Annotated in this window: 22 protein-coding genes and 3 pseudogenes; all 25 read right to left on the bottom strand. The window is 42.6% G+C overall.

The window, feature by feature from the left end; genetic code table 11:
• Positions 1-184: 184 nt before the first annotated feature.
• The 25 genes and pseudogenes from HW273_RS10815 to dndE all read right to left on the bottom strand — a co-directional run bounded on the left by HW273_RS10815 (position 185) and on the right by dndE (position 18687).
• Positions 185-1540 carry a glycosyl hydrolase family 28 protein gene (locus HW273_RS10815; protein ID WP_179012250.1) on the bottom strand — a complete coding sequence of 452 codons (1356 nt, stop codon included), beginning with the start codon at positions 1538-1540 and terminating at the stop codon, positions 185-187.
• A gap of 25 nt (positions 1541-1565) precedes the next feature.
• Positions 1566-2591: a LacI family DNA-binding transcriptional regulator gene (locus HW273_RS10820; protein WP_179012252.1), complete on the bottom strand. Its 1026-nt coding sequence runs from the start codon at positions 2589-2591 to the stop codon at positions 1566-1568.
• A gap of 46 nt (positions 2592-2637) precedes the next feature.
• On the bottom strand, positions 2638-3495 hold the full coding sequence (locus HW273_RS10825; protein WP_179012254.1) for an MBL fold metallo-hydrolase: 858 nt from the start codon (positions 3493-3495) through the stop codon (positions 2638-2640).
• 15 nt (positions 3496-3510) lie between these two features.
• On the bottom strand, positions 3511-4338 hold the full coding sequence (locus HW273_RS10830) for a carbohydrate ABC transporter permease (RefSeq protein WP_179012256.1): 828 nt from the start codon (positions 4336-4338) through the stop codon (positions 3511-3513).
• Positions 4335-5216 (bottom strand): carbohydrate ABC transporter permease, encoded by an 882-nt coding sequence (locus tag HW273_RS10835; protein ID WP_179012258.1) that lies wholly within the window; start codon positions 5214-5216, stop codon positions 4335-4337. The genes HW273_RS10830 and HW273_RS10835 overlap by 4 nt, the downstream gene beginning before the upstream one ends.
• Positions 5217-5284: 68 nt before the next feature.
• Positions 5285-6631: an ABC transporter substrate-binding protein gene (locus tag HW273_RS10840; protein WP_179012259.1), complete on the bottom strand. Its 1347-nt coding sequence runs from the start codon at positions 6629-6631 to the stop codon at positions 5285-5287.
• 284 nt (positions 6632-6915) lie between these two features.
• Complete coding sequence (locus HW273_RS11860; protein ID WP_442950862.1) at positions 6916-7368, bottom strand: transposase; 453 nt, start codon at positions 7366-7368, stop codon at positions 6916-6918.
• 126 nt (positions 7369-7494) lie between these two features.
• Positions 7495-7719, bottom strand: a complete 225-nt coding sequence (locus tag HW273_RS10850) for a hypothetical protein (RefSeq protein ID WP_179012263.1) — start codon at positions 7717-7719, stop codon at positions 7495-7497.
• Positions 7720-7821: 102 nt separating this feature from the next.
• Positions 7822-7944, bottom strand: a complete 123-nt coding sequence (locus tag HW273_RS11865; RefSeq protein ID WP_207718988.1) for a cyclophilin-like fold protein — start codon at positions 7942-7944, stop codon at positions 7822-7824.
• A gap of 40 nt (positions 7945-7984) precedes the next feature.
• Positions 7985-8488 carry a rhodanese-like domain-containing protein gene (locus tag HW273_RS11415; protein ID WP_207718946.1) on the bottom strand — a complete coding sequence of 168 codons (504 nt, stop codon included), beginning with the start codon at positions 8486-8488 and terminating at the stop codon, positions 7985-7987.
• A 17-nt stretch (positions 8489-8505) separates the two neighbouring features.
• On the bottom strand, positions 8506-9114 hold the full coding sequence (locus tag HW273_RS10865) for an SOS response-associated peptidase family protein (RefSeq protein ID WP_179012265.1): 609 nt from the start codon (positions 9112-9114) through the stop codon (positions 8506-8508).
• Between the two features lies 1 nt (position 9115).
• Positions 9116-9721, bottom strand: a complete 606-nt coding sequence (locus HW273_RS10870; protein WP_179012266.1) for a DNA-3-methyladenine glycosylase I — start codon at positions 9719-9721, stop codon at positions 9116-9118.
• Between the two features lies 1 nt (position 9722).
• Positions 9723-10394: pseudogene (gene sfsA / locus HW273_RS10875) on the bottom strand (DNA/RNA nuclease SfsA).
• A complete protein-coding gene (locus HW273_RS10880; RefSeq protein ID WP_179012268.1) occupies positions 10391-10918 on the bottom strand; it encodes a cysteine hydrolase family protein in 528 nt (175 codons plus the stop codon). The pseudogene sfsA and the gene HW273_RS10880 overlap by 4 nt, the downstream one beginning before the upstream one ends.
• Before the next feature lie 9 nt (positions 10919-10927).
• On the bottom strand, positions 10928-11122 hold the full coding sequence (locus tag HW273_RS11595) for a hypothetical protein (protein WP_243206795.1): 195 nt from the start codon (positions 11120-11122) through the stop codon (positions 10928-10930).
• Between the two features lie 389 nt (positions 11123-11511).
• A complete protein-coding gene (locus HW273_RS10890; RefSeq protein WP_179012270.1) occupies positions 11512-11703 on the bottom strand; it encodes a hypothetical protein in 192 nt (63 codons plus the stop codon).
• Between the two features lie 52 nt (positions 11704-11755).
• Positions 11756-11926: a hypothetical protein gene (locus tag HW273_RS10895; protein ID WP_179012272.1), complete on the bottom strand. Its 171-nt coding sequence runs from the start codon at positions 11924-11926 to the stop codon at positions 11756-11758.
• A 744-nt stretch (positions 11927-12670) separates the two neighbouring features.
• Positions 12671-13663, bottom strand: coding sequence for a hypothetical protein (locus HW273_RS10900; protein WP_179012273.1), 993 nt, complete (start codon positions 13661-13663; stop codon positions 12671-12673).
• A gap of 23 nt (positions 13664-13686) precedes the next feature.
• Positions 13687-14295, bottom strand: coding sequence for a hypothetical protein (locus HW273_RS10905; RefSeq protein WP_179012275.1), 609 nt, complete (start codon positions 14293-14295; stop codon positions 13687-13689).
• Between the two features lie 564 nt (positions 14296-14859).
• Positions 14860-15024, bottom strand: coding sequence for a hypothetical protein (locus tag HW273_RS10910; protein WP_179012277.1), 165 nt, complete (start codon positions 15022-15024; stop codon positions 14860-14862).
• A 34-nt stretch (positions 15025-15058) separates the two neighbouring features.
• A pseudogene (locus tag HW273_RS11870) lies at positions 15059-15289 on the bottom strand (SIMPL domain-containing protein); the annotation flags it as partial.
• 53 nt (positions 15290-15342) lie between these two features.
• A pseudogene (locus HW273_RS11600) lies at positions 15343-16379 on the bottom strand (IS3 family transposase); the annotation flags it as partial.
• 97 nt (positions 16380-16476) lie between these two features.
• Entirely contained in the window at positions 16477-16941 is a 465-nt protein-coding gene (locus tag HW273_RS10925; RefSeq protein WP_243206796.1) for a hypothetical protein, read from the bottom strand.
• 217 nt (positions 16942-17158) lie between these two features.
• The gene (locus tag HW273_RS10930) at positions 17159-18310 is read right to left on the bottom strand and encodes a cysteine desulfurase family protein (protein WP_179012280.1); all 1152 of its coding nucleotides are present in this window, start codon (positions 18308-18310) and stop codon (positions 17159-17161) included.
• A complete protein-coding gene (gene dndE / locus HW273_RS10935) occupies positions 18307-18687 on the bottom strand; it encodes a DNA sulfur modification protein DndE (RefSeq protein WP_243206797.1) in 381 nt (126 codons plus the stop codon). Before dndE ends, HW273_RS10930 begins: the two co-directional genes overlap by 4 nt.
• Between the last annotated feature and the right edge of the window lies 1 nt (position 18688).

Genomic DNA, 18688 nt, shown 5'->3' on the forward strand with positions numbered 1-18688 from the left:
ATACCAATATATCTCCCTCTTCCCTTGCCATTCTGGTTCTTGTCCCAATTTCAAGGTCCATATCCTGAGGTGAAACCAGAAATTCCAGGTCTGAGCAATTTATGTTGCTCAAACCTGGAATAAAATCACTTCAGGATATTTTAAACGAATTGTTCCGCAACCATAATTCGTTTAAATATGAATACTATAAAAAATATACGTCATCCGTTAATTCTTTAATAAGATGGAGATCTCGGAAATTCATCACATGTTTGTTGCAAACAGTAACATTATCAAAATATATATTTGTTGGTCTTGATACTTCATGTTTCATTTCAAATCCTCGGATAATTGAAACAGGAAATTTATCTCCAAGCACACTTATATTACGAAAATAAACGTTTGATATTTTACCTCTTGTTGTATCAGAAGAATACTTTGAATCCAGCACTTTAATATCTACAAATTTTTCTTGCGCGTCTTCAATTACTATATTTTCATAATGGATGTCATGTACAAAAGCTCTATCCGCATCGTGTATTGTGAGGCATCCTCCAGACTGATTCCCCTCATATTCGCAATGTAATATGCGGCAATTATTGAAATAGATATGAGAAATTTCGTCGCAAGTTGTCTCATATCCTATTTCTAATGCATTTCCAAATTCTGCATTCCAAAATAGGCAATTGTTCACTACTACATTGTGAGTATTTTGATTTCCTTGTGAACCCATATACCCAGATGCTTTAATAGAGATACAATCATCATTTGCTCTAATAAAGCTGTTTTCTATCAGCACATCATTACATCCAACTATATCAATTCCATCCCCTGTTATTACTTTTCCTAAAATGTTTACATTATTGATATGTACATTTTTGCAGCCAATTGGAACAAGATGCCATGAACCGCCATCCAAAAGAGTAATCCCTTCTATGTCTATATTATTCCCGCCAACCAATGCAATTAACCTTTCCCCGCCATTACCTTCTTCTTCATGCCAATTTCCTCCGTAAAGAATCCCATTGCCTATAACCTTAATATCATCTGCACCATTTGACGACAGATATCCACTAACAATGGCTCCATCTTCTATATAAACTGTATCGCCACTATTAAGCTGCACATTACCTATATTATAGATATTTCCCTTTCTAAAGTAATAGCTTATATTTTCAGGCTTCTCTATCCGTCTGGATACTGTAATATAAAGGGCATTTGTCAAGTCGTCATCCGGTTCAAGTACAGCTCTGCCCTCTTCAGGAAATGTAATCTTAACTTCTCCTCTGTTTTTAACGTAATATTGATTTTCTTTTATTCCTTTAATTTTGATATCTGAAGCCTTCAAAAACAAAACGTCTATGATTATTGTGGCATCAAAGCTTTCAACAACTACATTTACAAACGAAAAAAATTTATTAGTATATACTTGTTCTTTTTTCCCATTTGAAGATACAATAATCTCCTCAGATTTATCAATATTATGCATTTCTGAAAGAGGCCACAACGGAATGTTGCTTGCCTTTTTCGGTATAAATTCCTGCTTAATAAACTGTTTCACTCGTAGCCCCCATATATAATTATAACTAAAATATATAATTTGATGTTGATTCACCTATGATAATATGCGGTTGCTTTTTGCATATCGTACCATTAGACTCACCTCTCATAAGTGACAAGAGCTCCTTGACTGTTTCATCTGCTAAATAGTTAATATCTACCGTGGCTGTAGTAATAGATGGCACTGAATATCGCGCAAGAGATGTTCCATCCATTCCAATTACTGATACATCAGATGGCACATGAATATTTTTTTCCTTTAAAGCTCTCATTGCTCCAAATGCTAATGTATCGGAAAATGCCACTAGCGCTGAAAATTCAAGATTATTTATACTGTCTGCGACTGCGCTGTATCCCATCTCTATAGAAAAGGATGATTCTGTATTTCCTGCTAAAAAAATGAGGGATTCATTAAGATCAATACCATGATCCTCCATAGCCTTCCTGCATCCCTGTTTTCTCAGCTTACACATAGCAGAATCAGGATCTGCCATCAAAAAAGCAATTTTCTTATGTCCTTTTAAAATGAGATACTCTGTCGTCAGATAACCAAGAGAAAAATCATCGCTTCCAACAACTGAGCCATTTTTAAACCTCATCGAATCATCAATGGAGCCAATAGAGCTTAAAACAAACGGCACCGGAAAATGCTTTAACTCTTCAATTGACTGTGTAAAATCACCTCCAAGAAATATGATTCCATTTGGGTTTTTTTCACAATTTAATTTTTTTGCCCAGAAAACAATATCATTTACTCTATCTGCAGGCGCTAGTATTATCGAATAATCCGACTCTTCAAGTCTCTCTGAAATCATGTCAATAATAGGTGAAAAAAATGTATTAGAAATGCCTTTGACAATAATGATTACTGAATGGGTATCATTCAGTTTCATCAGCCTGGCGCTTTCATTAGGTATATAGTGCAATTCTTCTGCTGCAGCAAGAACCTTATTTTTAGCATTCTCACTTACATTGGATTTACCGTTTAATGCGCGTGATGCAGTTCCAACAGACACACCACTTGCCTTTGCTATATCAACTATAGTGATCATATTATTTCATGTACATATAAAGTAAATACAGTAATCATATTTGATATTAATCTGCCATATCAAGTACATAATCCGGCGTATAGACAATAGAAGCTTTTCTATATTTACTAATAATAGTTTTTTCTGTGGTCATATGAGATAAGTCGAATGAACTACTGCTCGCTTCTCCTTTATATATCATCTCAGATAATTCCCATAATTCATCAATGTATGTTGTCCCTATTGGACGAAGATAATGCCCAGGATATATTATATCGGTCTTTTCACGAAAAGACATTAGTTTATCCAGAGATTTATGAAATTTTTCAACCGTAGCACTATTTAGCCCATTGAAAATCAAGATAGGGGTGCTGACAATTGTATCTCCTGAAAACATGTATCTGTCTTCCTTGTCAAAGAGTACAATTGAACCTTGTGTGTGCCCCGGAGTTTCAATTACTTCCAATGTTCTCCCTCCAAGATCAAACACATCTCCTTCACTTATATTATTATAAGTGAATTTTCCATAACGGCGTTTCATATTGTATATCTTCTGACCGTAAAAACCCGGCTCATTAAAACTTTTTTTAAAGAATTTTGTAAGATCTTCATCGGAAAGTCTCTCTATGTGAGAAATATTATCATCATACTCATTCATAAAGATAGGATGATCTGTGAATTCATCATTACCCCCTATATGATCGGTATGACCGTGAGTATTAATTACTATGTAAGGCTTGTTTGTCAACTTATCTACAATGCCACGGAGGTTACCTTGTCCCACCCCGGTATCAATCAAAGCAGCTTGTGTCTCACCTTCAATCAGATAACATTGCGCTATTCCAAATTCATCAATAGCCCATGTTTTATATCCCACAAGTTGAACTGCAAATCCTTCTATATATTCAATATTCAAATTATCCATTTCTGTTTCTCCGCATTATCCCTTCACAGCTCCGGCAGTAAGACCTTCCGTAATGTATTTCTGGGCTATTACATATATAACTACTACAGGAACTATTGCAAGTACCAGCCCGGCAAGGAGAAGATTCCATTTGGATCCGGATGTACTCTTAAACATATAAATCATAACTGTCAAAGTTTTTTTGTTCTTTCCCAAGTAAAGACTTGGCATAAGGAAGTCATTCCATGTCCATAAGAAGAAAAGAACATTAAGTGTTATTGTTGTTGACTTCAAGAGCGGAAATACAACAAGAGTCATACTCTTTAATACACTGCATCCATCTATTTCTGCCGCTTCTTCAAGTTCTTTTGGAATACTTTTTAAAAATCCATAATAAGTAAACACCCCAAAGCAGCAATGAAATCCAGAATACAGAATAATAAGTGCAATGTACTTATTATTTAGTCCAAGTTTGTTAAGCTGCACGGAGAGAGCAATCATAATAGAATGAAATGGTATAATTTGACCAAGGGTAAAAAACAGGTATAATAATCTTCCTAATTTTCCTTGTATATGATATATACCATAAGATGCCGTAAATGAAATAATAGTAGCTACTGCCATTGTTCCAATAGTAATTATTGCAGAATTTCCAACTGCTCTAAGGAAATGCATTTGTACTACTGCATTTACAAAATTATCCAGATAAAATGATTTAGGCCATGCAAGGAAATTTGAAACCATATCATTGTATGGCTTAAAAGCATTAATCAGAAGAAGCAGGAATGGAGAGCAAAAAATAATTCCGAGGGCGAGAAAGACCACGGTTATAATAGCATTGTGCTCGATTCTCTTTTTCTTCATGCTTCTACCTCCTTTCTACTCGTTAAATATAACTGTATGCAAGTGATAATTGCTACAATTATAAAAAGAATAACCGACTTTGCAGATCCATATCCTAAATTATACTTTACGAATGCCTCCTGATAAATATTCATAGACATAGGCTGTGTCGATCCAGAAGGGCCTCCCCCTGTCAAAGCATTCGCTATATCATATGCTTTAAATGAAGATGCTATTGATACAAATAGGTTAATCGTGATAGACGGCATTAAAAGAGGAATCTGTATTTTAAATATCTTATTCAGTCCTGTGCATCCGTCCATTTCACTTGCTTCGATAATATCCTTGGAAATGGTTTGAAGCCCTGCCGTATAGATCAGCATAAGAAATCCTATATTTTGCCAAATAGAAACGGTAATTATAGTTATCATTGCCATTCTTCTTGTCCCGAACCAGCTGGCATTGGCAAGCCAGTCCCAAGTTATTGCTTTGCCAATTGCCGGCATTACCTGTGAATATATAAATACCCATATAAAAGATATAAGAACTGTACTTATAACATTTGGAATGAAAAATAATGTTCTGATTGCCCCACGGCGATACAGTTTTTCATTTAAAAAATATGCAATAATAAATCCAAGAATATTACTCCCAATGATTGTCCATACTCCGAGCTCTATATTTACTCCAAACGACTTCCAAAAAGCCGTATCAGAAAATATTTTAATGTAATTTTGCAGCCCAATAAAAGCCTTTCTATTTGTCATGAGATTCCATTTCAAAAATGAATATCCCACAGTGCTTATAATAGGAAAAATTTCAGCAAAAATATATATGCACAGTGCCGGAAGAATCAGCAGAAGATAATATTTTAATCTCCTCTTATATGTCTTTCCCATCGAAATACCCCGTTTCTTGCAAAAATATAGCCGAGGAAATCAAATTTTCCCGGCTATATTTTAATAATTTACTGATTTGCTTCTACGTACGACGCATACTGATCCTTCAAATCAGATATGAACTGATCTCTGTCCTCAGTCCCTGCAAAATAGCCTTGGAAAAGATCACCAGACATGACATCAAAACCATTTACATACTGCTGATATATCCAGTTGCAAGTCATATTATCGTCATTATACTTATTATAATCTTCATTTGAAGGGCTATCATACAGACCATCAAAAGGCATTGCCGGCGGCGCTGCTCCTGGCGCACTGCAGTTAATTACAATATAGCCGTTCGGATCATCAGGATCTGACAGATATTTAAGAAGCTGCTGTACTGCCGGATAATTTGATGTATTTGCATTTACGCAATACGTAATGCCTACATCTACTCCTAATTTATTCTGAGAAGGATCCTTAGATACCGGAACTGCAAATACTCCAATATTCTGCGGCTGATCCATGGCGTAGTTAACTTCCGTACTAAACTCTCCAGTAAACTGCATTGCTGCGGATCCGGTAGCCATCGCATTAAATCCTGCAGTGGAATCAAGATCCATCCTATTACTTCCGGAATACTCCTTGATGATATCTGCAAAATCAAGCACCTGCGTCATCCAATCCTGATCAAATGTCTGACTTCCATCATTAAGACCAGAAACAAATCCTGCTTCATTGTCAGCCACAAAAGGAGAAATAAGCATGCTAAGAAGATGCTTTAACGTCCAGGACTCTTTCCAAGTTGCCGCAATAGGAGTAATTCCTGCATCCTGCAATGCCTGACAATCCTTTTTGAACTCATCCGGAGTAGTCGGAACTTCTGTTATTCCAGCCTTTTCGAACAAATCTTTGTTATAAAACACTCCTAGATATTCATAGTTTGCCGGATATCCATAAATTTTTCCATCATACGTTACAGAGGCAAGAGATCCCTTATAAACCTTATCTACAAATGGTTCTCCACTCAGATCCTTAATGCTTCCATTCTTAGCATACTGCTGAACCTGGGCATACGGGGTAAGAATAAACACATCCGGGTATTCTCCTGTCGCTGCGCAGCTGCCAAGGAAATTGGAATAATCTCCTGACTGCATCTCTATCGTAAGTGTAAGGCCATCATCTTTGTGCTCTTCATTGAAGGCCTCCATCATCCTGTCCAGTTTGTTTCCCCATTCAGCTGACCAAACGACCATTTTTATTTCATAGGGATCTCCCGTATAAGCAGTATCTGCAAATGCTGTTGTCGCTGCTGAAGAAGAATTGTCTGCCGCCACGGATTGTGCTACGGTTGAGGAATTTGAATTTCCACACGCTGCAACAGTCATTGCTGTTGCAGCAGCTAATATAACTGATAGTACCCTTCTCTTCATAATGCCCTCCTATAATTGTGGAAACGTTTCCATTTGTTATAAAATACCACTGAATTTTTAGATTTTCAATTTAAATAATTCACAATTTTTACATTTAATTTTTGAATATATTAGCCATTCTTTGTCATATCAACTATATAATCATGGCAATCTCTTATGTGGACTTCCAGAAATCATGCCGGAGAGCGCATGAAAACTGCCCAGAGAATAACTCTGGGCAGGAAAACTTTTTGTTTTTTCGATTATCTGCTTTATGGGATGCGCACTAATATCAAAGGTTTGCGCTATTCTAATTCAGATCTGGCGGACGTCTGGGGGCTGATCATTTTATGGTATTCCATTGGGGGCATGATTTTTAGATTTCTCTGTACGCGTTTTGTTGAATAGCAGATCATGTATCCCTTAATCATTATAAGAAGTTCTTCTTTCGTCCTGAACTGATGTCCATAGTACATCTTACGTTTCATAATTCCCCAGAAGCCTTCCATAGGCCCGTTGTCGATGCAATGGGCTACTCTTGACATGCTTCGCGTCATTCCTGCAGTTACGATTTTCTTCCGGAATTCTTTTGATGTATATTGGCACCCTCTGTCGCTATGGAGAATAGGGCTTGCTTTCGGATTTCTTTTTATAGCTTTTTCAAACGTTGTGAGTACGAGCGAATTATCATTGCGATCACTATTAGCATAAGCAACCGGCCGCTTATCGCACAGATCCAATATAACGCTCAGATAAATCTCCCCCTTATGTTTCTGGCGTCATCCGACCGTCGGTTGACTCAGACTATTTCCACTTCGGCACCCCCTGTCAGCGGACAGCCGTTTGTACTCGTTCCATTCCCATATGCCTTCATGCTCAATTCCTCACGGCTGCTGTACAAACAAACCCTCTGCCGATGCCAGAGTCCTTATTATTTCGAGCAGCTCCTCATCCGGATTAAACACTGTCAAGTGGGTATCGTCAGCCTCTGATAAAATCATGGAATCTCCCACCATGATATACACATATTGCTCATTTATAATCCCCGCAATCTTCTCCGGAGCCGAATTCAATTCAACTTCTATGGTCACATCCAGATAGCAGTTCAACTTCAGACTATCCGTACATAAGTTCCTCGTTCGATTGCCATGATGACCTGGTCAATCTTTTCTTCCTCTCCCTGGATTTTCATGGTCACGGTGCTGTCCCATTCATTTCTGCACCAGCCGGGTGAAATTCCAGGTATTCTCGTCGTAATAAATCGTGATCTGATTTCCCTGGTACAGGATAATGTCGCCGGGCACGGTGATGATCTGCTCGTCATTTCTCGGCAGTTCCCAAGGAAAGGGGCCTACCTTTTCAAAACTGCCGTAATCATGAAGCTACAGTTTTATCGTTTCCGAATTCAGTTTCTCCAGGAAGGCCCTCCGCAGAGGAATTGTTCGCAGGCGTTGGGTAGAACTGTTTCCCGTTAACTTCCATGACCAGCACTGCTGTCGGCTTCATTGGATCCGCCTCTGCCTCATGAAAATCAACCGTTTCCACTTGTTCTTCTGAATTCTCCGTCACGATCTCACCTGTCCAGTCTATAATCCCGCCAAACTCATAGATTTTTGTATATCCCATCTTAAAGTGCTTTTCCACTGCCTGCTTGCTGCGATTCCTGCTGCGGCAGTAGATCAGGATAATCCGATTCTTGTCCGGCAGTTCCGTCGGCGATTCGTCATCAATGCTCTCGTTTGGGACCAGGATTGCTCCCGGTATGTGCCCGGCATCATACTTGTCCTGCCTGCGGACATCCACGATGACATGCCCGTCATCCTTCTCCATCATCCGGGCAGCCTCTTTCTGAGAGATCTGGTGGTAACTGTTTACCATGCCGGACCATCCATAACCTATCCTTTACCGGAGCATTCGGAAAGTAAAAACAAAGCCATCAGCAGAAGTTCTTCCGGCTTCACGCCTGGACAGATCCATTCGTTCACCAGCTGTTCCGGCATGATCAGCGGTATCCGGTCATGAATGAAACGAATCTCTTCGCCCGATTCTCTGGTCAGGATCACGAAATGCGGCAGACCATCTTCAATCCTGTACAAGCCACAGAGCCATGATACCGTAACGCCTCTGGGCTGAATCATGTACTTATCGCCTGTATGCTTCTTGCCATCGTTTTTAAGCTTGTGCTCCCATTCGTAGTGCCAAGAAGCAGAGACAATACAGCGGTGTTTATGCCAGTCCTCTCTGAATGTCGGCTTTTCCGCCGCTGTCTCCGTTCTGGCGTTCATCAGCAATGTTTTTCCGGCATAGCCCCATTTCATCGGGAAAACCGCCCTGCTTCCGCTCCGGTTCGGTGCGATCACCGGCACGACATCCGTCGGGCGCATTTCTCCGTAGGATTTGACAGCACACGTCTGCTGCCATTTCCATACCAGCGGAGATCGGTTCATCTCTTCTACAATAGGGCGAAGCTCCGGAGATTTCTCCGTCCAGAATCGAGTACACATCTCATATCACCTCGTGATCACGCCGTTTGTTCACGGTCGGGTAATTCGCCACGATATGCTGATAGCAGGGGCATTCTTTGTCATGGTCGTTGATAGTGCCGCAGGCTTGCAGGTGTGAATAGATCGTCACCGCTCCCACGTATTTGAACCCGCGCCTCCTCAAGCCCTTGCTGATCCGGGCCGATAATCCGTTGCTCACAGGAATCGGGCCGCTTGCGTGACCCTGGTACAGGATAGTCTTGCCTCCGGCAAAGCCCCAGATATAATCGCAGAAAAATCCGTATTCCTCCCTGACTTTCTGATAGCACTGGGCGTTATTGATCATTGCCCACACCTTGCGCGGGGAACGGATCATACCTTCCGTATTAAGGATCCTCTCGATGTCGGATTCATCGTAAGCAGCAGCCTTATCAAACTCAAAGTTGTCAAAACCTTGCTGGAAGATCTCCCGCTTCTTCAGCATAAGCGCCCAGGAGCACCCGCACTGCAGGCATTCTAAGGTGAGATGCTCGAACATACGCCAGTCATCGTGCACCAGGATACCCCATTCATGGTCATGGTACTGTCTGTCCAGTTCGTCGATAGACGCCCATCCGCAATAGCCCATACTATATCTCCATTCCCGGCAGGATCACCAGACTGTCTGGCTCCACATGACAGGGGAGCGGTAAAACGCGGACACCTTCCATCTTTGCTTCTTCCAGAGCTGTTCCGAAGTCCGGATGTGTGGCAATATTCGGCCTTACTTCCGTGATCCCATCCATCTAGATCACAAAAGCAACAATCGTATAATATCCTTCAAACACAGCACGTGTCAGTTCCCGGATGTGCTTTACGCCGCGCTCTGTCGGTGCATCTGGAAAATACCCGATGCCGTCCACTTCCAGCGTGCACCCTTTCACCTCCATCAGATACTGTTCCATGCCACGTTCCATGTAGAAGTCGATTCGTGAATTACCACAGCAATACTCTGGGATTACACGATCAAAGTCCTGTGCTTCCATCCACTCCTTCACGACCTTATTCGGAGACTGACTGTCGATATTGAACAGGATGCCATTGGATTTTCGTACCGCGATCAGGTCATATCTGGTCTTTCTGCCCGGAGTCCCCGGCTCCGTGAGATATACCTCTGCCTCTGGGAGAAGCAATTCCTTGCACCGGCCAGTATTCTTCACATGAACTGTTTCCGTATGACCCGCAATCTCCACATGTGCAATAAATCGGTTGGGCGGTCTCTGAAGATTCCCTTTTTGATATTCTAGTAGCGCATCACTTATTCGTTTACAATCTGAATCTGGCAGGAACGCATAGTCTCCAGTGCCGCAAGATGCTTCTCCGGAGTCACGCCGGCACAGCAACTGGCATCCACGCTAATCTTTACCTCCGGCACCGTGGTCTTCAGGAGCAGTGCATTAGAAACCACACAGATGTCGGTGCAGAGGCCGATCAGTTCCAGCTCGATCTCTTCCGTATCCGCAAGTGCCTTCAGATCTGCCGCAAGTGCAGTGCTTCCAAAGGTCGGCTTCTCATAGATCTTTGCACCGGTCAGGAGTTCCGCGATATCCGCACGGATCTTCCAGCCATCAGAGCCCTTGATGCAGTGCGGAACGGTAAGATACTTCCCTTCCTGTGTCTCCATGTAGTCTTCACCATGGGTATCCATGGTTGCGATCACATCCGCCGCCGGATAGGAATGAATCTTCTCTTTCACGGCATCAATGATAGCCTCAGCCTCTTTGGTGCCCAGCGCAGTATCGATAAAATCGTTCTGCATGTCAATAACGATCAGTATCTTTCTCATCTCGTGTCCTCATTTCTTTAATGCTTCTCTAAGGCTATTCGGAATGCCCCGCGATCCCCGGACGGCGTAGATGCCATACTCTGATTTCAGGATATCGAACGTGAACCTATCCGGAGTATATCGTTTCTGCAGCCTGATCTTCATCAGGGCTTTGATCGTCAGATCCCTGTCCTGATACTCGAACGGGATATCCGTCTTTGTCACCTTGCATCTGTACAACACCGCGCCGTCGCAAGATACCCTGCGTCGATCATGCCGCAGACCTCCTCGAATGGTACAGTGCCGTCCAGCAGGATGGAAATCCAGTTCCCTTTGGAGATATTATCCCCGGAAGTATCCCAGCTGCTTCACCAGGATATCCACATACAGCGGATCATCCAGCTTCACATTCAGAATATCTACCCATTCGTCACCGGGAAGCCCCAGGCTTACTCCGAGGAATATCCATAATCAGGCCGAACCACTTGCGGTTATCCTCATGACGGAGCACGGCGTAGTCCGGATACCGCCGCCAAAGGTACTCCGGTTCCGCCTTATATTTCTTTTTCACATACGCATAGATTTGTTCACGAATCGATGGCATGACATTTTCCTTATTTCCCGAAGTATGCTACAATTTCCTGCATTCGTGTCATCTGATCCACGAAGCAAGGACATCTGGAATTGCAGTGTCCGCAGACAATGCAGTCAGACGCGTTTTTGCTCAGTGCCAGATAATGCTGCTGCACCATATCATCGCCGATTTTCGCAAGGTCATAGAATTTATTGATCGTGCCGATATCCAAGCCTGCGGGATATGGCTCACAGTGATTGCAGTAAACGCATTTTCCATTGGCCTCAGGCGGCGCGAATGTACAATGATGCTGTAATCCAGAGCCTTCTCCGGCTGATCATATAATCCGGAATCCAGATCCATGCCACAATTTTTTCTTTTTGCTTTGTCTTCAGCTGTCCATAGCTCTTATTCATCTGCAGCAGCCTGCCGTCGACCATCTTGTGCTTACTCATACATTGAACCTTTTGGGAACCTTTATCTTGGGTCTGTCATCCAACTGGCAATTCATGTGCATAAATCAGAGTTCAACCTATTACCCATAAATTTTCCTCAAGCCTTCCTCACAAATATCTATAACTTGTGTATTCTATCCAATCTGCACAATAACACCCTTGTGATCGGACAGTCACTTGTCATCGTTCCACTCCCATAGCCAAATACTCTTGCCTCCAATGAAATCCACAGAGGTGGCGATATGGTCAATGCATTCCGACAGACCCGCCGTCAGAATCTCTTTGTTGTTGTCCGCAAGCTGCCGTGATAAGTCTCCTTTATAATTCGGATCACGGTTCCCTCTGATGCCGATAATTGTCCCGTATACAAGAAGATTTCCGTATCCCGTAACCAACTATACGCATACAGCCGTGGCTTCATCAAAGGTTAAATGCATCTGAAAGCACTTGTAATTCGTATAAATGGAAACTCGGTTCTCCGTGTCCGCATAATGTGTTGGAGTGGTGATGCCTTTTAAGGATGCGGTTTGAAAGCAGCACTTATAGTCTGGCTTGAGCCGTTCATCGGTTTCTGTCAGCACAAGGATATCCACCGGAGCCATATCGCACAGACTGTGGATTTCATCAAGATTCCGCCTGTGCTTCAGACGCTCAACATTCTAAGTTGCGCTTCTCATATCCTACCTCGCCAGTTGCCCTATCGTTCATACGGATGCTTTTGCCAAAGCTACTATTCGGATATGTTTATTCGATGACATCCAATCCCATCTTGCGAATTTCTCTTACCAGCTCGTCTTTGTCCAAGGATCCATCTGCAAAGGTCTTCTGCATCTCTGGACCAAAAGAAATGGCAGTCAAGCTTTTCCCATGATACATTTTGACCAACTCATTAGGCTGCCACCCTGACAGACACCAGAGATGGCTGCTGTTGTGAAAATCCATGACCAACTTCGAGAGTGCATCTACTTTATCGAACGTCATTTCTACGCCAGCTTCTTCCAAATCATCTATGAGCCATTGCAGGCTTTCCACCGGATTCTGCCTTCCGAGATGATCTCCGCGTTTAAGGAACCGCATAATTTTTTCAGAAACCGCACCGGAACAATCCTCGAGAAATTCTTTCAAAGCCGACGGTCTCTTTTTCAGCCATTCAACCTCAAAGCGCTCGCTGGCATTCAGAAAAGAAAATTCTCCCAGTTTCATGCCCTTATGCTCATTCGGCACTGCTTTTCCATGTTTCGGAGCGCATTCATCTGTAACGGATGTAAGATTGGAGAGAAACGCTACAAGCGCGGTCTCCTCTGCAGAAGGAACCGGCTCCGCATAAGAAAGAAACTGGACTGGCATGCAGTAGGGTTTGTTGTCCAGTTCCTCCATCAAACGATAGAAGAGGTGAAACTTGCCGTACCCGCTGGACACAAGTTCTTTGGATACAATAAATCTGTCCAAATCATTACGAGTCTCCGCGCTATACAGCTCGTCAACCTCAAAAACATAGTAAGAGTGCTCTTCCCGGCGCACAATGCCGGAAAACGTAAGAAGATCCTTCCTCCGCAGTTTTGGTGCATCGGTTAGTGCTCCATAGATATGCCATACATCCCGGAGAGCAATTGCCCCGTAGAGATTCGCGCATGCGTTGAAAAAGCTCTGCAAGAAATCCCGGACTTCCGTAGAGAAATCAGCCTGCTGATACAGCTTTTCTATGGACTTCTCAGATAATGGCTTGGGGTATGACATTCTCGCTTCCTCCCTTCCTGTTATCAGGTTCTATTCTTCACAATCTCCCGGAATTCATCCCGCACGATGAAATAGGATATCAGATTGATAATGAGGTCGATGACATCCGGCTCATCCAGTCTCAGGAGATAGTCTGCGGTAATGCTTCCCAGATAGTATTTTTCACCATCCAGAATCTTTGGATAGCGTTTGGCCACCATGTCGCACAGCTCAGATTTTTTACCGCTTCCCATCTTACCAACTGCGATCCTGCCGTTGTGGTAAAACCTGATCGTCTTTCCATCGGAAACGGCATCCTTATCCACCAGCAGCTGTAGTGCGTGATGGAATGTTTTCTCATCGTCGTGCTCCACACAGATACAGATCAGCGGATGCCTGTCCAGCCTCATCTTTCCGTTTTTATCTGTCCAGGATGCTTTCCAGTATGTCACAAATCCTATGGAGAAAATCTCTGTGTTGCCTTCGGTATTGAGCGACCCGTTATCCACTACCGCCACACATTCACCGGTAAGCATTGCTTCATATTCCGGCAGATCCTCAATCTGAATATATTGATTGGCGTTGGTGGCGTATTTATAGCAGAAAAAGCGGTCACCATTGATCAGCAGGGTATAATATGCTTCCGAGGGCATCGCTGTAATTCAATGTCTGATTCAGCGCTTTTTCATCGAGCAGCACCGTTTCCGCCTTGTACGCTACAACTGTCAGCAGAAAAGCATTGTCGTCCTTGTTTTTACCAAGGATCACGATGTCTGCCCGATCCCTGGATTTCCGTGCATAATGGGAAAATGGGAAAGATGCTCCTCAACCTGCAGCATGGACGCAGGAACATTGAGCGTATTCAAAAGATAGGCTATGACCTTCAGCCGAACAGCCCCAGTCTTGTTGACAATCTGCTCCCGCCCGCGAACGATACGGTTCACATAAGAAAGGGATACATCTACTTTTCCGCCACTGCTGTCTGCGTGGTTCCACTCTCGGTACACCGTGTCTTCCGATTCAGTTCAATGGTGTTCAGAAGCATATCGTTCCCTTGCTCAATTCTCAACTCATGACTTAAAAAACGCAACACAATTTTCTTTGGATTTCCATAGGAAAAACGCTCCCTTTGTACCGGCTCAAGAGCCAATTGTACCGAGGATCGCCGTAATGATAACATAAGCGCTTCTAAAATCCCGTTTTAGAAAAAAATCTGATTATTCAATTTCCCAGATCACGGTCACAGTATCCGAAACCTCTATATCATCCGGTTCTATATCCATATCGTAGCTTGCATCGCCGGCCGCAATCGGTGCTGTAAGGCACCCATCCGCCATCAGAACGCCTGCCTTCTCCTTCGCGTCGGTAACCGCCTTTCCCAACAGTTCTTTCTTCACCGCCTACCGGATCAGAGACGGTATAGCTAAGGCGGAACTCCAGTTTCACAGAGCAGTTGGCCAGTGCATACAGCACCTTGCCCAGCCGATCATTATCTGAGAGGAATTCCACTTTCAGCATATGACGAAATTTATAGCCAACAAAGCGCTTCTTATATGTGCCCCTTTCCTTATAGCTTTCATATTCAACATCCACATTGAAACTCAGTGTTTTCAAATCAGACCGTTCAAAGCCAAAACCACCGAGGATATCTTTCTGGTATTGTTAATATCACTTGTTCTGGTCAAGCGTTTTTGTAACACTTATGGCTTAAATTTCATAAAGTTCCGGGCCTCGAACAGAGTTTTATATCCGTTGTATGAATGTGGACGGGCATGGTTGTATGTGACATAAGCGTATTCCTCAATGTTTCTGTACAGTTCGTCCTCCGTTTTGTAGCTGTGCTCATTGATCAGGTCGTTCTTCAGTGTATTGAAGTGCCTTTCCATCGGGGCGTTATCGTATGGATACCCGGCTTTGCTCATGCTTTGGGTGACTCGCATACGTTCACAGTATTCGACGAACTCCTTTGATATGTATTGACTTCCCTGATCGCTGTGCAGAATCAGTACGCCTTTGATTTCAGGCTGTGATTCTATCGCTTTACGAAGGGTTCGAACTGCCAGATCTGCAGTCATATTCCTATCTGTGATGCTTGCAATAACGCTTCGATCGTGAAGATCCAGCCAGGATTGTGCAGTTGTAGCATTTTTCTCCGTTTTCTAAAAACAAGTAGGTGAAATCGATACACCACTTTGTATTGATCTCATTGCTGTCAAAATCCTGCTCCAGGATGTTGGGGAATACCTTATGAGCTGTCTCCTTACGGTATTCAGGGCGTTTACGGCGGGTGACAGACATAATCCCAGTTCCATGTTCATGTATTTATACACTGTCAGGGGGCTCAAAACAATGTCTGCTCGTTTCAGGTAGGCCCGCATCATACGGTAACCATCAACGCCATTGTGTTTGTGATAGATTTCTTCAATCTGATCCTTGATGCGTTGTTTTTCTTCCCAGTAAGCCGCCTTGCGATGCCTTCTATAGCTATAGTATGCATTTGGATAGATATCCAGTCTGTGCAGCAGCCAACGGATGCCGAAAAGATCTTTATAATTGTCGATGAATCGGTAAGCCGTTAACCGATTTCCTTCGCAAAGAATGCCGCTGCTTTTTTTTAGAAGAGCACTTCCTTTTTGGATTCTTCCAGCTCACGACGAAGCCGATAGTTCTCCTTCATGAGATCTGCCTCATTAAAAGCAGTCGGATTATTCTGGCTTATGGATTGGCATTCTTTGCTGGATTTTACGCTTAAATTCTGGTTCATACTTTTGCGACATAATGATTTGCTCCTTTACTAAGCTTATTATACTCATTAAGCCACGGGTGTTACAATTTTAGTATACCACCTCACTATTATCCAAAGCGGAAGATAGGACATTATGAATCCAGTCGTTAAAAATAATCGCTGTTTCATATCCTGGCTCCCCATGCTTTCTTGTGGTCCACTTGCACCGGTTTATTCTCGTCAAAAAATCAGTTGTTGCTCGACCGCACAGTATATCAACTAACCTTTCAGCATCTTCCTTTGAATTAATGCACAATTTGTCATCCTGATTGAGTTCAATTCCAAACTTAGCACTAACCTTTGACCTGAAGGAATAACTATTAGCGATTTTTCTCGCCGTTTGTTCATTGTATGCTACCAGTCGGCGTGGACATCTCCCAGAAGTCGCATACTGCTCAAACACAGCACCATCTGACAGAAAATCCATATTTATTAAATTACTGACCACTTTTCTCCCTTGTATTTTGAAAGAACGTTCAAGATTGAATAATTTCTCTCCTTCTTGATTCATCAAAAACAAATCTTTTGATCCAACAATTAGGATCTCAAAGTTGTGCGGCAAATTTAAAATTTTCAATTTTTAAAAAGCAAAGGCTTTTTTATCCCAAATGCATTTTTTCATAACAGAAACCGGCTTGTGAATAGAAGTCAGCTTCACAGGAATGCTTTTTTTCTTGAATATCGATTACACTACAGATAAATCGTAATCCATGCATATTCCTTCCTCATACTTAAATCGCCAAGCTTATTATGACACTCAACATTTTCTTAAAGTTGTCAAGAATATTTCTTTTATTTACTCCAGATCCCCAACTGATCCGCACAGAACTCTCAATCTTTTCAACCGGAATTCCCATGGCTGCCAGCACGTAACTTGGGTCATAGCTTCTTGACGTACATGCTGAACCATTAGAAATAGCGCAGTACTGCTTTGTTGACAGCATCAGAGCTTCTGAAGAAACTCCATCGAAGCAGATATTCAGGGTACTATCTATGCAATATTGAGGATCCCCATTCAGCTCATATCGAACCCCTTCTTTCTTTAAGAGATTCAGCATCTCATCTCGAATCGCTTTATTTTCTATTGCCTCTTCCTTATACTCAGCCTGAGCCAGTTCACAGGCCTTTCCCATACCAGCAACAAGCGCAACTGGAGTCGTTCCGGGGCGTAATCCATGTTCTTGCTGTCCCCCAAAGTAAACATTCTTAACCGGTGGAAGCTTGTAATTGCGCCTTCTTAGAATGAGTGCTCCTATTCCCTGGGGACCTCTAAACTTATGCGCACTCATAGACAACATGTCATAATGCAGGTCACGGATCTGATCTACCAATTTGCTGCAGCTTTGGGTAGCATCAACATGGAAAAAAACATCTTTATCAGCCAATGCATCGCCAATTTCTTTTACGGGTTGAATCGTCCCAGTCTCATTATTCACATGCATGATTGAAACAAGGAGTGTGTCCTCTCTGACACGACTAAGCACATCTTCTGCCGATACTCTACCGGAAAGATCCGGAGATACATAATCAACATCAAATCCTTGGGACTCCATGTATTTCACTGTATTAAGCACTGATTTATGCTCTATTGCAGTTGTAATGATATGTTTTTTTCCAGTCGATTCAGCATAGTCTTTTAAGCCTTGGATCACGATATTATTGCTTTCTGTTGATCCACTTGTAAAAAAGACCTCTTCCGGAGTCACACCAAGTAGTTCAGCGATTTGTTTACGTGCATTCTCTGTAACTTTCCTTGCCTGCTCGCCAAAATCATGGGTTCTGCTATCGGCATTACCTGGATCGTTGCGATAGACTTCAATCATAACGTCAAGGACTCTTGGGTCGATTGGCGTGCTTGCATTATAATCAAGATAAACGCTCATTTCCGCTCCTTCACGGCCAGCGAAATTAAATCGTCGAGGCTCTTAATAAATCCTGTACCGCTTAGATGTGCTATTCCTCTTTCAAGATTTAGATGAAAGTACTTCTGCAATGTTGCATCATCTGCCGGCAACCCCATTTCAATGCACCAGGCACGGAGCAAAGCATCATATAGATCGCTGTATTCCCCGCCAAATGTATACCAGGACATTTCCAAGTTGCTGTCTGCCGGTATCTCAACATCAGTCGGGATCGTCTTCTCACTAAGTGAATAGCATAAAGCCCAACGGCATAATATATTCCAGTTTTTGATGCCTGTCTTTCCCTTCAATCGGGATAATTTTTCTTTCGACCGCTGTGATAAACGGATCTGCTTCATT

Source organism: Oribacterium sp. oral taxon 102, from assembly GCF_013394775.1.
Taxonomy (GTDB): Bacteria; Bacillota; Clostridia; order Lachnospirales; family Lachnospiraceae; genus Oribacterium.

What these genes read in the sequence shown, in the direction of transcription:
- HW273_RS10905 (WP_179012275.1), bottom strand. Translation starts at nt 14,295, where the DNA reads ATGCCCTCGGAAGCATATTATACCCTGCTGATCAATGGTGACCGCTTT.
- HW273_RS10930 (WP_179012280.1), bottom strand. Translation starts at nt 18,310, where the DNA reads ATGAGCGTTTATCTTGATTATAATGCAAGCACGCCAATCGACCCAAGA.
- HW273_RS10840 (WP_179012259.1), bottom strand. Translation starts at nt 6,631, where the DNA reads ATGAAGAGAAGGGTACTATCAGTTATATTAGCTGCTGCAACAGCAATG.
- HW273_RS10865 (WP_179012265.1), bottom strand. Translation starts at nt 9,114, where the DNA reads ATGTGTACTCGATTCTGGACGGAGAAATCTCCGGAGCTTCGCCCTATT.
- HW273_RS10895 (WP_179012272.1), bottom strand. Translation starts at nt 11,926, where the DNA reads ATGAGTAAGCACAAGATGGTCGACGGCAGGCTGCTGCAGATGAATAAG.
- HW273_RS10825 (WP_179012254.1), bottom strand. Translation starts at nt 3,495, where the DNA reads ATGGATAATTTGAATATTGAATATATAGAAGGATTTGCAGTTCAACTT.
- HW273_RS10835 (WP_179012258.1), bottom strand. Translation starts at nt 5,216, where the DNA reads ATGGGAAAGACATATAAGAGGAGATTAAAATATTATCTTCTGCTGATT.
- HW273_RS10880 (WP_179012268.1), bottom strand. Translation starts at nt 10,918, where the DNA reads ATGAGAAAGATACTGATCGTTATTGACATGCAGAACGATTTTATCGAT.
- HW273_RS10900 (WP_179012273.1), bottom strand. Translation starts at nt 13,663, where the DNA reads ATGTCATACCCCAAGCCATTATCTGAGAAGTCCATAGAAAAGCTGTAT.
- HW273_RS10830 (WP_179012256.1), bottom strand. Translation starts at nt 4,338, where the DNA reads ATGAAGAAAAAGAGAATCGAGCACAATGCTATTATAACCGTGGTCTTT.
- HW273_RS10820 (WP_179012252.1), bottom strand. Translation starts at nt 2,591, where the DNA reads ATGATCACTATAGTTGATATAGCAAAGGCAAGTGGTGTGTCTGTTGGA.
- HW273_RS10870 (WP_179012266.1), bottom strand. Translation starts at nt 9,721, where the DNA reads ATGGGCTATTGCGGATGGGCGTCTATCGACGAACTGGACAGACAGTAC.
- dndE (WP_243206797.1), bottom strand. Translation starts at nt 18,687, where the DNA reads ATGAAGCAGATCCGTTTATCACAGCGGTCGAAAGAAAAATTATCCCGA.
- HW273_RS11415 (WP_207718946.1), bottom strand. Translation starts at nt 8,488, where the DNA reads ATGGTAAACAGTTACCACCAGATCTCTCAGAAAGAGGCTGCCCGGATG.